Origin of the sequence: Streptomyces lienomycini (genome assembly GCF_027947595.1) — a bacterium.
GTDB classification, from domain to species: Bacteria; Actinomycetota; Actinomycetes; order Streptomycetales; family Streptomycetaceae; genus Streptomyces; species Streptomyces lienomycini.
On record NZ_CP116257.1, the window covers coordinates 4,940,182 to 4,952,755 of the forward strand.

Annotated in this window: 14 protein-coding genes; 7 read left to right on the plus strand and 7 right to left on the minus strand. The window is 73.3% G+C overall.

What is annotated here, in order from left to right:
• Positions 1-4: 4 nt before the first annotated feature.
• The 4 genes from BJ961_RS22415 to BJ961_RS22430 all read right to left on the minus strand — a co-directional run bounded on the left by BJ961_RS22415 (position 5) and on the right by BJ961_RS22430 (position 3,940).
• Positions 5-577, minus strand: coding sequence for a transglutaminase-like domain-containing protein (locus tag BJ961_RS22415; RefSeq protein ID WP_271414599.1), 573 nt, complete (start codon positions 575-577; stop codon positions 5-7).
• Positions 578-660: 83 nt separating this feature from the next.
• Complete coding sequence (locus BJ961_RS22420) at positions 661-1,731, minus strand: threonine aldolase family protein (RefSeq protein WP_271414600.1); 1,071 nt, start codon at positions 1,729-1,731, stop codon at positions 661-663.
• Positions 1,728-2,474 carry an SDR family NAD(P)-dependent oxidoreductase gene (locus BJ961_RS22425; protein ID WP_271414601.1) on the minus strand — a complete coding sequence of 249 codons (747 nt, stop codon included), beginning with the start codon at positions 2,472-2,474 and terminating at the stop codon, positions 1,728-1,730. Before BJ961_RS22425 ends, BJ961_RS22420 begins: the two co-directional genes overlap by 4 nt.
• 68 nt (positions 2,475-2,542) lie before the next feature.
• A complete protein-coding gene (locus tag BJ961_RS22430; protein ID WP_271414602.1) occupies positions 2,543-3,940 on the minus strand; it encodes a DUF6421 family protein in 1,398 nt (465 codons plus the stop codon).
• Between the two features lie 227 nt (positions 3,941-4,167).
• On the opposite strand from BJ961_RS22430, the gene BJ961_RS22435 reads away from it, so the two are divergent.
• Positions 4,168-4,851, plus strand: coding sequence for a glycerophosphodiester phosphodiesterase (locus BJ961_RS22435; protein WP_271414603.1), 684 nt, complete (start codon positions 4,168-4,170; stop codon positions 4,849-4,851).
• A 15-nt stretch (positions 4,852-4,866) separates the two neighbouring features.
• Here BJ961_RS22435 and BJ961_RS22440 read toward each other — a convergent pair whose 3' ends face one another.
• Entirely contained in the window at positions 4,867-5,415 is a 549-nt protein-coding gene (locus tag BJ961_RS22440) for a GNAT family N-acetyltransferase (protein ID WP_271414604.1), read from the minus strand.
• Positions 5,416-5,495: 80 nt separating this feature from the next.
• Here BJ961_RS22440 and BJ961_RS22445 point away from each other — a divergent pair, with 80 nt between their 5' ends.
• Complete coding sequence (locus BJ961_RS22445) at positions 5,496-5,888, plus strand: VOC family protein (RefSeq protein WP_271414605.1); 393 nt, start codon at positions 5,496-5,498, stop codon at positions 5,886-5,888.
• Between the two features lie 122 nt (positions 5,889-6,010).
• A complete protein-coding gene (locus tag BJ961_RS22450; RefSeq protein ID WP_271414606.1) occupies positions 6,011-6,775 on the plus strand; it encodes a VOC family protein in 765 nt (254 codons plus the stop codon).
• Between the two features lie 29 nt (positions 6,776-6,804).
• Here the strand turns inward: BJ961_RS22450 and BJ961_RS22455 are convergent, their stop codons facing one another.
• Together BJ961_RS22455 and BJ961_RS22460 are read right to left on the minus strand one after the other, a co-directional pair.
• Entirely contained in the window at positions 6,805-7,404 is a 600-nt protein-coding gene (locus BJ961_RS22455; protein ID WP_271414607.1) for a MarR family winged helix-turn-helix transcriptional regulator, read from the minus strand.
• Positions 7,401-9,089, minus strand: a complete 1,689-nt coding sequence (locus tag BJ961_RS22460; protein WP_271414608.1) for an FUSC family protein — start codon at positions 9,087-9,089, stop codon at positions 7,401-7,403. The genes BJ961_RS22455 and BJ961_RS22460 overlap by 4 nt, the downstream gene beginning before the upstream one ends.
• 198 nt (positions 9,090-9,287) lie before the next feature.
• Between BJ961_RS22460 and BJ961_RS22465 the strand changes: the two genes are divergently transcribed.
• The 4 genes from BJ961_RS22465 to BJ961_RS22480 all read left to right on the plus strand — a co-directional run bounded on the left by BJ961_RS22465 (position 9,288) and on the right by BJ961_RS22480 (position 12,462).
• Positions 9,288-9,872, plus strand: coding sequence for a DUF5134 domain-containing protein (locus BJ961_RS22465; RefSeq protein ID WP_271414609.1), 585 nt, complete (start codon positions 9,288-9,290; stop codon positions 9,870-9,872).
• A 110-nt stretch (positions 9,873-9,982) separates the two neighbouring features.
• Positions 9,983-10,918 (plus strand): M56 family metallopeptidase, encoded by a 936-nt coding sequence (locus tag BJ961_RS22470; protein WP_271414610.1) that lies wholly within the window; start codon positions 9,983-9,985, stop codon positions 10,916-10,918.
• A gap of 46 nt (positions 10,919-10,964) precedes the next feature.
• The gene (locus BJ961_RS22475; protein WP_271414611.1) at positions 10,965-11,636 is read left to right on the plus strand and encodes a phosphatase PAP2 family protein; all 672 of its coding nucleotides are present in this window, start codon (positions 10,965-10,967) and stop codon (positions 11,634-11,636) included.
• 73 nt (positions 11,637-11,709) lie between these two features.
• Positions 11,710-12,462: an HAD family hydrolase gene (locus tag BJ961_RS22480; RefSeq protein ID WP_271414612.1), complete on the plus strand. Its 753-nt coding sequence runs from the start codon at positions 11,710-11,712 to the stop codon at positions 12,460-12,462.
• Positions 12,463-12,574: the final 112 nt, after the last annotated feature.

The window sequence follows — 12,574 nt, forward strand, 5'->3', positions numbered from 1 at the left end:
CGCCTCAGAGCGCGGCCGGGAGGGTCTCCCACAGCTGCTGCCGGTCGGCGGCCGCCTTCAGCGTGTCGAGCACCGCCGGGTGCGGTGCCGCGTACAGCTCCGGGTAGTCCGCCTCGCCCGCCGCGTGGTCCGGCGTGAAGGCCAGGTGTTCCCTCCCCAGGGAGAACCGCGCGTTCACGCCGGGCTTGTTCCCGCGCGGATCCTGTCGGTGCCAGGCGCCGTCCAGGCGTACGGCGACGAGCCCGTGCACCACGTCGAGCCGCTGGTAGCACAGCGCGGTGGGGATGTCCTCGGCCCGCAGCAGCGCGGTCAGCGCGTGGGCCTTGGCGTAGCAGATGCCGGTGCGCCGCTCCAGGACGTCGGAGGCCCGCCAGGTGACCCGCGGGTCCCCCGAGTCCTGCGAGTGCGGAATGGTGTCGCGCACGAACTCGAAGGCCAGCCGCGCATAGTCATACGAGTCCTGCGCCTTCTTGGCGAGTCGGCCGGCCACCTCGCGTACCTGCGCATGGTCGTGGTCGATGGCCTCGTCGGCGGCGAGGTACGCGGACAGGTCAGGGGTTTGCTGGATCAGCTCCATGCCCGCAGAGCATAGGAAAGCGATCACCCGACAGTCAATGACTTTTCAGGTGACCGCATACCTATGCATAGAATCGAGGTTCGTCAGCGCGCCGTCTCCTCCTTGAGGGCGGCGACGAACGCGTCGACGTCGTCCTCGGTGGTGTCGAAGGCGCACATCCAGCGCACGTCGCCGGCGGCCTCGTCCCAGAAGTAGAAGCGGAACCGCTTCTGCAGGCGCTCGCTCACCTCGTGCGGCAGGCGGGCGAAGACCGCGTTGGCCTGCACCGGGTAGAGGATCTCCACGCCGTGCACGGCGCGCACGCCCTCGGCCAGGCGCTGGGCCATCTCGTTGGAGTGCCGGGCGTTGCGCAGCCACAGGTCCTTGGCGAGCAGCGCCTCCAGCTGCACGGACACGAAGCGCATCTTGGAGGCGAGCTGCATGGACAGCTTGCGCAGGTGCTTCATGTGGCGCACCGCGTCCTGGTTCAGCACCACGACCGCCTCGCCGAACAGGGCGCCGTTCTTGGTTCCGCCGAGCGAGAGGAGGTCGACGCCGACCGCGTTGGTGAACGTCCGCATGGGCACGTTCAGGGAGGCGGCGGCGTTGGCTATCCGGGAGCCGTCCAGGTGCACCCTCATCCCGTGCGCGTGGGCGTGCTCGCAGATGGCGCGGATCTCGTCGGGCGTGTAGAGGGTGCCCAGCTCGGTGCTCTGGGTGATCGAGACGACCTGCGGCATCGCCCGGTGCTCGTCGTCCCAGCCGTACGCCTGCCGGTCGATCAGGTCGGGCGTGAGCTTGCCGTCGGGGGTGGGGACGGTGAGCAGCTTCAGGCCGCCCATGCGCTCGGGGGCGCCGCCCTCGTCGACGTTGATGTGCGCGCTCTCGGCGCAGATCACCGCGCCCCAGCGGTCGGTGACCGCCTGGAGCGCGACGACGTTGGCGCCGGTGCCGTTGAAGACCGGGAACGCCTCGGCGCCGGAGCCGAAGTGGCCGCGGATCACGCGCTGGAGGTTCTCGGTGTAGTCGTCCTCGCCGTACGCGACCTGGTGTCCGCCGTTGGCCAGGGCCAGGGCGGCGAGCACCTCGGGGTGCGCCCCGGCGTAGTTGTCACTGGCGAAACCGCGGACCTCGGGGTCGTGATGGCGACGCGCGTCGGTCTTCGGGGGGTTCACGGCTTCTCGGTCAGCCACAGACGGTTTCCGTTCACTTCCGCGGCGGGCTTGTCCCAGACACCGGCGACGGCCTCGGCGAGGTCACGCACGTCCGTGAAGCCCGCGAACTTCGCGTTGGGACGCTCGGCGCGCATCGCGTCGTGCACCAACGCCTTGACCACCAGGATCGCAGCCGCCGACGTCGGCCCCTGCTCGCCCCCCGCCTTGCGGAAGTAGTCCGCCATGGCCAGCGTCCACGCCTCGGCGGCGGCCTTGGCGGCCGAGTAGGCGGCGTTGCCCGCGGTGGGGCTGGACGCGCCGGCGGCGCTGATCAGGACGTAGCGGCCGCGGTCGCTGCGCTGGAGCGCCTCGTGGAAGGCGAGGGAGGTGTGCTGCACGGTGCGGATGAGCAGCTTCTCCAGGAGGTCCCAGTCGCCGAGTTCGGTCTTGGTGAAGGTCTTGCTGCCGCGCCAGCCGCCGACGAGGTGCACCATGCCGTCGATCCGGCCGAACTCCTGCTCGGTGCGGTCGGCCCAGGCCCGGGTGGAGTCCGGGTCCAGCAGGTCGACGGTCTCGCCGGTGACGGTGGCGCCGCCGTGCGCGTAGCGGGCCGCGTCCACGGCCTCGGCGAGCCGCTCCGGGTCGTTGTCCGCGCCGACGACGGTCGCACCCGCCTCGGCGAGCCGCAGCAGCGCGGCCCGTCCGGCGGGTCCGCCCGCCCCTGCCACCGCGATCACCGCGCCGTCGAGCGTCCCGTTGCCCATGGTCCTCGCCTCCCGAGCCTGCTGAGTCCGTGTCTGCCGTGCGTGTTCCTGCGAAGTGGCGCCGTCGCTCACGCGGCGGCCCGCTCGGCGCCGTCCGCGGTGATGCCCCGGGTGGAGGCGATCACCTTCTTGAGCTTCTTGGACAGGGCCTCGTAGAACATGCTCAGCGGAAACTCGTCCGGAAGCACGTCGTCGACGAGTTTGCGCGGCGGCAGGGTCAGGTCCAGGGCGTCGGGGCCCTTGGCCCACTTCGAGCCGGGGTGCGGGGCGAGGTAGGTGGAGACCAGTTCGTAGCCGGCGAACCAGTGGACGATCTTCGGGCGGTCGATGCCGTCGCGGTAGAGCTTCTCGATCTCGGCGCAGAGCTGGTTGGTGACCTGCGGGGCACGCTGCCAGTCGATGAAGAGCTTGTTGTCGGTCCAGCGGACGACGTCGTGCTTGTGCAGGTAGGCGAAGAGGAGCTGGCCGCCGAGACCGTCGTAGTTGCGCACCCGCTCGCCGGTCACCGGGAAGCGGAACATGCGGTCGAAGAGCACCGCGTACTGCACGTCGCGGGCCTGCGGGACGCCGTCGGCCTCCAGCTTCACGGCCTCCTTGAAGGCGGTGAGGTCGCAGCGCAGCTCCTCCAGGCCGTACATCCAGAACGGCTGGCGCTGCTTGATCATGAACGGGTCGAAGGGCAGGTCGCCGTGGCTGTGGGTGCGGTCGTGGACCATGTCCCACAGCACGAACGCCTCTTCGCAGCGCTTCTGGTCGTCGACCAGCGCGGCGACGTCCTCGGGCAGCTCCAGACCCAGCAGGTCCACGGCGGCCTCGGTGACGCGGCGGAAGCGGGCGGCCTCGCGGTCGCAGAAGATGCCGCCCCAGGAGAAGCGCTCGGGTGCCTCGCGCACGGCGATGGTCTCCGGGAAGAGGACGGCCGAGTTGGTGTCGTAGCCGGCCGTGAAGTCCTCGAAGGTGATGCCGCAGAACAGCGGGTTGTCGTAGCGGGTGCGCTCCAGCTCGGCCAGCCAGTCGGGCCAGACCATGCGCAGCACGACCGCTTCGAGGTTGCGGTCCGGATTGCCGTTCTGCGTGTACATCGGGAAGACGACCAGGTGCTGGAGGCCGTCGGCGCGGCTCGCGGCGGGCTGGAAGGCCAGCAGCGAGTCCAGGAAGTCGGGCACCTGGAAGCCGCCGTCGGCCCAGCGGCCGAGGTCGGTCACCAGGGCCTCGTGGTAGGCGCGGTCGTGCGCGAGGAGCGGGGACAGCTCCCGGACGGCCTCGGCGACACGGCGTACGGCGTCCTCGGCGGCGGACCGCTCGGGAGCGCCCTCGGCGTCGAAGTCGATCGACCCGTCCTTGGACTGCCATGGCCGGATCCGCTCCACGGCATCCTTGAGCACGGGCCACGCCGGGTGCTCCACCACCCTGCTCGCCGGAGGAACGTTCTCCTCCGCACCCACCTGCACAAGAATTTCCGTCATGTCCCATCCTCCACGGGAGAAGCTTGCGTCGTCACACCGTAGGCATACGAGGTTTCTCCAATCAAGGGGAGTCTCCGTAAATTATCCTGCCTCACCCCGGGGTTCGCCGCATTTTTTCCTGCCGAGCGCCGAGTTCGTATACCCGGCGCGGCACGGGGGAAACGGTCCGGCAGGGCCGTTAGGCTGCCGCCCTGCCCACGCCGACGTCGACGGAAGCGAGTCGAGCCTTGAACTTCCTCACCATCGGTCACCGCGGAGCCATGGGTGTCGAACCCGAGAACACCCTGCGCTCCTTCGTCGCCGCCGAGCAGGCCGGCCTCGACGTCGTCGAACTGGACCTGCACCTGAGCAAGGACGGCGCCCTGGTCGTCATGCACGACGCCGACGTCGACCGCACCACCGACGGCACCGGCGCGATCGCCGACAAGACCCTCGAGGAGCTGCGCGCCCTGGACGCCGGCCGCGGGGAGCGGATCCCGGTCTTCGAGGAGGCGCTGGACGCCGTCTCGCTGCCGTTGCAGGCCGAGATCAAGGACGTGGCGGCGGCGCGTGTCCTCGCCGAGGTGATGCTCCGCCGGGACCTGGTGGACCGGGTGGAGGTGATCTCGTTCCACGACGAGGCCGTCGTCGAGATCGCCCGGCTGGTGCCGGGGGTGCGGACCGCCCTGGTCGCGCAGTACTACGGCCCCGAGGTCGTGGACCGCGCCGTGGCGGCGGGCGCCCGGACCGTGTGCCTGGACATCAACAGGATCACGCTGGAGATCGTGCGAAAGGCCCGCAAGGCGGGGCTGCGGGTCTTCTCCTGGACCGTGAACACGCAGGACCACCTGCGGTTGGTGCGCGCCCTGGGGCTCGACGGCGCGACGACCGACTACCCGGAGATCAAGCGCACCGGCCGCTTCACCGCGTGAGCGGCCGGGAACGCGTCACACCAGCTGCTTGACCAGCAGTTCGAACCGCAGGTCGTCCCGCTGCGGAATGCCGAAGCGCTCGTCGCCGTACGGAAAGGGCGTCATCTCTCCCGTACGGCGGTAGCCGCGGCGCTCGTACCAGGCGATGAGGTCCTCGCGCACCGAGATCACGGTCATGTGCATCTCCGTCACCCCCCACGTCTCGCGGGCCCGCCGCTCCGCCTCCGCGATGACCGTCCTGCCGAGGCCCTCGCCCTGGAGGGCGGGGCTGACGGCGAACATCCCGAAGTAGGCGTGCGGTCCGCGGTGCTCCAGCTGGCAGCAGGCCACGATCCGGCCGTCCCGCTCCGCCGTCAGCAGGCGGCTGTCCGGCGACTTGACGACCTCCAGCACCCCCTGGGGGTCGGTGCGCTGCCCCTGGAGTATGTCGGCCTCGGTCGTCCAGCCGGCCCGGCTGGAGTCGCCCCGGTACGCGGACTCGATGAGCGCGACGATCGCGTCGACGTCGGCGTCGGCCTCGGTGGCGTCGCGATAGGTGAGGGGGCTGGGGGCGGCGGTGTTCATGTGGTGCGTCTCCGGTTCGGTGCGTTCTCGGCGCGGCGCGGGCACCGATGAGGGTAACGCCGCCAGTAGCCTCGGGGCCCATGGTGCATGTACTCAGCAGCAGGACCCTGCTCCGCCCGACCGATCCCGACCGATCCCGTGCCTTCTACGGCGAGCAGCTCGGTCTCGCCGTCCACCGGGAGTTCGGCACCGGCCCGGAGCGGGGCACCGTGTACTTCCTCGGCGGCGGCTTCCTGGAGCTCTCGGGACGCTCCGAGGCCCCCCTCGACCCCGCGCTCGCGCTGTGGCTCCAGGTCGAGGACGCCGCGGCGGTCCACGCCGAGCTGCGTGCCAGGGGCGTCGCGATCGTGCGGCCTCCGGTGAAGGAGCCGTGGGGGCTGGTGGAGATGTGGATCGCGGACCCGGACGGCACCCGGATCGTGCTGGTGGAGGTGCCCGCGGAGCATCCGCTGCGCTACCGGCCCGGGATCTGAGTCGGAGCGGCACGCCGGTGTGCGCCGGATGGCCGCGGCCCCGGCCCGGCCTTAGCGTGCTGGAGGGGGACGGACGGTCCGCGGCCCAGGTCCGCGGCCCCGGCGGAAGGGCGCCCACCACGATGAAGCTCCACGAACCGGTGACCGGCGGGCCCTGCTGGGCGGAGCTGGGGACCACCGACCTGGAAGCCGCCAAGCGGTTCTACACCAAGCTGTTCGGCTGGTATCCCACGACGGACCCGCGGCAGCAGGCGGGCGGCTACACGATCGCCCGGATCGGCGACGCGGCGGTCGCCGCGCTGACGCCGCTGTACCAGCCGGGTCAGCCGGTCGCGTGGAACGTGTCGTTCGCGGTGCGCGACGCGGACGCCGCCGTGCGGCAGGTCGCGGCGGCCGGCGGGACGGTCCTGCAGGGGCCCACGGACGTCTTCGACTCGGGCCGGTTCGTGGTCGTCGCCGATCCGGCCGGGGCGTTGTTCCAGTTGTGGCAGCGGCGTTCCTTCCCCGGCGCGGGGCTGTTCAACGCGCCCGGCTCGCTGGGCTGGGTGGAGCTGCTCACCCGGGAGCCCGACCGGGCCGCCGACTTCTACACCACGGTCTTCGGCTGGAGCGTGACCGCCTCGGAGAGCTATCCGCAGTGGGGGATCGACGGGGCGGACTTCGGCGGCATGGTGACGATGGACGAGAAGTTCCCGCACGAGGTTCCGGCGCACTGGCTGCCCTACTTCGCGGTGGCGGACGTGAACACCGCCGCGGTCGACACGACCGACGGCGGCGGCACCGTGCTCATGGAGCCCACCTCCGTGCCCGACGGGCCGCGCATCGCCGTCCTGCGCGATCCGCAGGGAGCGATGTTCGGTGTGTACCGGGCGGGCGACGAGCGCTGATCCGCCCGGGGACGCCGGGGTGTCCGCCCTCAGGCCCGCAGCGCGTCCAGGCGGCCCTCCAGCTGTCCCAGCAGCCCTCCGAGGAGCGCCGCCAGCTCGCCCTGCCGGGGACCGTCCACGCCGGACAGGACGGCGGACTCGTAGGCGAGCTGTTCGGGAAGGATGCCGTCGACGAGGTCACGGCCGGTGTCCGTGAGGCGGACGTGGGCGACCCGGCGGTCGCGGGTGTCGCCGCGCCGCTCGACCAGGCCGCGCTCGCTGAGCTGCTTGAGGCGTTTGGTGACGGCGGCGCCGGAGGAGAAGGTCTCGCGGGCCAGCTCGCCGGGGGTCAGCTCGTGCCCGGTGCGGCGCAGCGCGCCGAGCAGGTCGAACTCGGCGCGGCTGAGGCCCGCGCGGCGCAGCGGGGCGTCCTCGGCCTGCTGGAGGAGGGCGGCGCAGCGGTTGATACGGCCGATGATCTCCATCGGCCCGGTGTCGAGGTCCGGGTGGACGGCACGCCACTGGCGTACGACGGCGGCCACGGTGTCCCCGCCCGGCCCCGTTCTCCCGTCGGCTCCCCCGCCGTACGCTCCCCCGTCACCGGCTCCCGCGTCGCCCCCGGTCGCCGGGTCCCCGTCGGTTGCGGTCATGGCCGTACGTCCTCCGTCCTCGTGCCCGTGTCCCGGTCCGGACGCGCTGCCTGGCGTCGCACCGCTTCGGCGAGCGTACGGTGTCCGGACTGCTCGGCGAGCACGACCCTCTCCTGGGGCAGCGCGCGGCCCCACCATTCGCCGGCCGCGCCGTCGGCGGTGGCGCGCAGGTCGGTCAGGGCCGCGGCCAGGCCCCGGCGGGCGGCCTCCAGGGCGCCGGGGGCGGGGGCGGGCTCCGCCAGGAGGCGCGCGGCACGCTCCCGGGCCCGGTCGGCCGCGGTGACCGCCTGTTCGACGCGGTTCCCGGCACGGCGGTCGGTGACGGCGACGGCTGCGAGGAAGCCGACCAGGGCCCCGACGAGGGTGTCCACGGCCCGCTCGGTCATCAGGTCGCCGGGGGCCTGGTAGCCGGCGAACTCGGTGACGAGCAGGGCCATCGGGGTCACGCAGACGCTGCCGAGCCAGTAGTTGCGGGTGATGAGTGCCTCGGCGCCGAAGTTGAGGGCGAGGCAGCACAGGACGAGCAGCACCTGTCCGAGGTGCGCGAGGGGGGCGATGGCGGCGAAGAACAGCACGCCCGCGAGGTTGCCGACGACGCGCTGCACGGCCCGGCTCCAGGTCAGGGTCATGTTGGCCTGGTAGAGCGCGGCGGCGGTGACCAGGGCCCAGTAGGGGCGGCCGATACCGAGGGCGAGGGAGGCGTACCCGGCCAGCGCGCAGCCGAGGGCGGTACGGGCGGCGATCGGGGCCAGCGGGCCGAGCCGCTGCCGCAGCGGCGCGGGGCGGGCGGCGAGTTCGGCGTCCACTCCGGCGAGTTCCTCGGCCCCTTCCGGGGTGTCGCCGGTGCGGGGGACGCGCCCTGCGCCGCGCAGGGCGAGGGCCCAGGCGCGCAGCCGCTCCGGATCGGTGTCGGCGGGGGCTGCCAGCGCGACCTCGGCGCGGACGACGAGGCGTTCCAGGGCGTGCCGGGTGGTGGCGCGGGCGCCGGTCGAAGGCAGGGACAGCAGCGTCTGCCAGGCGGCCTGTACGGCGGCGTACCCGGCGGCGCGGGCGGGTGCGTGGCCGTCACCGGTGCCGCGGGTGGCGGCGAACGCGGCGGCGGCGTTCAGGGCCTGGGCGGTGGCCCGGCGTTCCGGTCCGTGCGGGCGGATTAGTGCGGGTGCCATGCCGACGAGCCAGGCCCAGACGCCCGCGGCGGCGCCCAGCGCCAGGTGCCCCGGGACCTGCCCGAGGGTCTGCGGGACGAAGAGGGCGGCGGAGCTGATGAAGGTCAGGACCACGTTGCCCGGCGGACCGACGCGGGTGGCGTCGCACAGGGCCTTCTGCACGGCGGCCAGCAGGGCGCCGACGGTGACGAGGACGACGGCGTTCCGGGTGAGCGAGGCGGTGACCAGGGCCACGGCGAGGCCGCCGAGCATGCCGAGCACCACCCACGCCAGGGTGCGGGCGCGGGCGGCGTAGGGGCGGTTGTGGGCGTAGAGCGCGCACAGGGACCCGGCCATCGTGTACATCGCCAGGTCGAGGCGGCCGTACGCCAGCAGGAGGAGGTTGGGAGGGGCGACGGCGGCGACCGAACTCAGGGCGGGCTTGAACCAGATCTCGGAGGGCCGGCGCAGGCGCAGCACGCCTGCCAGGGACAGGTGTCGGCCCAGTGAGGTGCCGGAGGTGGGGGTCGCACTGCTCATACGATTTACCTTAGCGGGTGTTTTACCAGTAAACAAATCCCGGCGGCCGCCGGACGCCCGCCGCCCCGCTCCGCCGACCAGCGGCGATCCGTCGCGCTCCCCCGGATACCCCCCGTGTACACCCTTGCGCTCGCGTGCGCGCCGTACCGCCCGGGCAGTCCTTGACAGACCGTGGACCGCCGAGACGGGGAGGTGCGTGTGCACGGACCGGCGTCGCCCGGATGGCTGCTGGTCGCGCTGTGCGCGGCGACCGGTGCCTACTGCCTGCTGCGGATGCGCAGCGGTGTCGAGGAGCAGCGCCGCGCCGCGGGCGGCGAGGCCCTCATGGGGTTCGGGATGGCCGCCATGGCCGTGCCCGCCGCGGTGTTCACCCCGCCCGGGTGGGTGTGGTCCGCCTACGCGGTGGTGTTCGGCGCCGCCGGGCTGCGGGCGTTGTGGGCGGCTCGGTCCGGGCGTCACCATCTGCACCACCTGGTGGGCGCCGGGGCGATGGTCTACATGGCGGTGGCGATGGCGGGCTCCCCCGCCCAGGCGCACGGGCACGGCCACGGCGCGTCCGGCGTCCCCCTGCTGACCGGGGCACTGCTGCTGTACTTCACCGGCTACGTGCTGCTGACCGGCGTACGCCTGATACCCGTCGTCGCGGCGGTCGGCGGCCCGTCCTCGCCCCCCTCCTCGCCCCCCGCCGGTCCCGCCTCCGGGTGGGGCGACCGGCCGGAGCTGGCGCGGGCCTGCCGGCTTTCCATGGCGATCGCGATGCTGGCCATGCTGCTGCCCCTGTGACACCGCGACCCGGGCCGGTGTGCCCGGCGGTCGCGGTGCGCAAGCGTTGCCTGCGTCACTTTGCGCTTCGGGCCGTACTGCCGGCGGCACGGCGCTCATAGGCTGCCCCCATGATTCTCCCCGCGGCACTGCTGCTGCTCGGCGCGCTGGCCGCCGTGCTCGCCCCCAGGCTGCTGGCCCGGGCCGACTGGCCGGATCGCGAACCGGTGGTCGCCCTGTGGCTCTGGCAGTGCGTGGTCGCGGCGGTGATCGTGTGCTGCGCGCTGTCGATGACGTTGAGCGCGGCGGCGGCCTGGCACGCGGTGGGCGGCCCCGTCTTCGCGACGGCCCCCGGTCCGGTGGTCGAGGCCTACGCGCTGGGCACGTCCGGCCTCTGGGCCGACACGACCGCCGTCGCGCTGGCGTGCGGCGGGCTGTGGAGCGCCGCGATGCTGGTCCGGGAGGTCGTACGGGCCCGCGCCCGGCGCCGGCTGCGCCGGGCGGAACTCGTGCACCGCGCTCCGCTGCTGCCGGGCGAGGAGCCCGGCACCGACCGGCTCGTCGTCCTGGAGGGCGAGCGGCCGGACGCCTGGTGGCTGCCCGGCACTCCCCCGCAGCTGGTGGTGACCACCGCCGCGCTGCGCCGGCTCAGGGGCAGGCAACTGGACGCGGTGCTCGCCCACGAGAAGGGGCACGCGCAGGCGCGGCACGACTGGCTGCTGCACTGCTCCGCCGCGCTGGCGGACGGCTTCCCGCAGGTTCCGGTCTTCGCGGCGTTCCGCGACGAGATGCACCGCCTGGTCGAACTCGCCGCCGACGACGTGGCCTCGCGCCGCTTCGGCCGTCTGACGACCGCCCTGGCCCTGGTCGAACTCAACGAGGACCGCGGTGTCTTCGGCCCCTGCCCGACCGCCCAGGCACATGTCCCGCAGCGGGTCCACCGGTTGCTCACCCCGCCGAACCGGCTGACGGCGGCCCGGAGGCTGCGGCTGACGGCCGCGGCCGCGCTGGTGCCGGTGGTTCCGGTGCTGGTGGCGTTCGCACCGGGGCTGCGGGCCCTGGGATAGCCCGCGGAACTGGCCGCGGACCCACCGGTTCGGCGAGTATCGCAGCATGCAGACGCCGCCGGTCGACTCCCCGCCCGCCCCGCCGCAGCCGCGCACCACCCTCCGCCTCGCGTGGGTGCTGGCCGCGTGTTCAGCGCTGCTGCTCGCCCTGGTGGCCGTCGAGTGGGGCCCGTTGTTCCGTCTGGACGACGACATCGCGGCCACGACCCACCGCTGGGCCGTCGACGAACCCGGCGTCACGCACACCATGCGGATCCTCACCGACTGGGTGTGGGACACCTGGACGATGCGCCTGCTGTGCGCGGTGGTGGTGGTGTGGCTGTGGTGGCGGCGGGCGGACCGGTGGACGGCCGTGTGGCTCGGGACGACCTGCCTGCTGGGCAGCCTTCTGCAACAGGTCCTGAAGGCCGCGGTGGACCGGCCCCGCCCGGTCTGGCCCGACCCGGTGGACTCCGCGCACTACGCGGCCTTCCCCTCCGGGCACGCCATGACCGCGACGTTCGTGTGCGGCCTGCTCGTGTGGCTGCTCCACCACTACGGCGTCCGCCGCGACCTGCGCCGTACCGGTCTCGCCGTGGCCGTGGTCTCGGTGGCCGGTGTCGGCGCGACCCGGGTGTGGCTCGGCGTCCACTGGGCCACGGACGTCCTCGGCGGCTGGCTCATGGGGGCCCTGATCGTGACGCTCGCGGTCCTGGTGCACCGGCGCAAGCACCCGTGAGCGGGGCGGCGCCCCCCGACCCGGCTTCCGCCCGGACCGGGACGTCGCCCGCGCCGACTCCTAGGATGCGTCCATGTCCGCCGTGCTGTTCGACTTCTCCGGGACCCTGTTCCGCATCGAATCCACCGAGGCCTGGCTGCGCGCGGCGCTCGACGCCGCCGGACTCCGGCTCGCCGCCCCGGACTTGGCGGAGACGGCCCGGGCGCTCGGGCGGGCGGGAGCGCTGCCCGGCGGCGCACCTCCCCCGCGGGTGCCGGAGGAACTCGCCGAGGTGTGGGAGACCCGCGACCACAGCTCCGAGCTGCACCGGGCCGCGTACACCGGACTCTCCCGGCAGGTGCCGCTGCCGCACCCGGACCTGCACGACGCGCTGTACGAGCGGCACATGGAGCCGGGCGCGTGGAGCCCCTACCCCGACGCCGCCGAGGTGCTCAGCGCGTTGCGCGGGCGCGGGACCGCCGTCGGGGTGGTCAGCAACATCGGCTGGGACCTGCGGCCGGTCTTCCGCGCCCACGGCCTCGACCGGTACGTGGACACCTACGTCCTGTCCTACGAGCACGGCATCCGCAAGCCCGATCCCCGGCTGTTCGGCGTCGCCTGCTCGGCGCTGGGGGTGGAGCCGGGGCGGACCCTGATGGTCGGCGACGACCGGCGGGCGGACGGCGGCGCGACGGCGCTCGGGTGCGCGGTGCATTTCGTGGACCACCTGCCGGTGGCCCAACGCCCGGCCGGGCTGCGGCCGGTGCTTGACCTGGTACGCCGAGGGGCGGGGCAGCCGTGGACTCCCCGCACCGAGACGGGAGCCCGCGAGGACGGAAGCCCGTGAAGGCGGAGTCCGTAGCCCGAGGCAACCAGTGAGGGGTTCCGCCCGTCTCGGACGATCCCCCGTGTCGCCCGAGACGGACGGTGGCCGGAACGGACCGCGGGGCCCGTCCGCC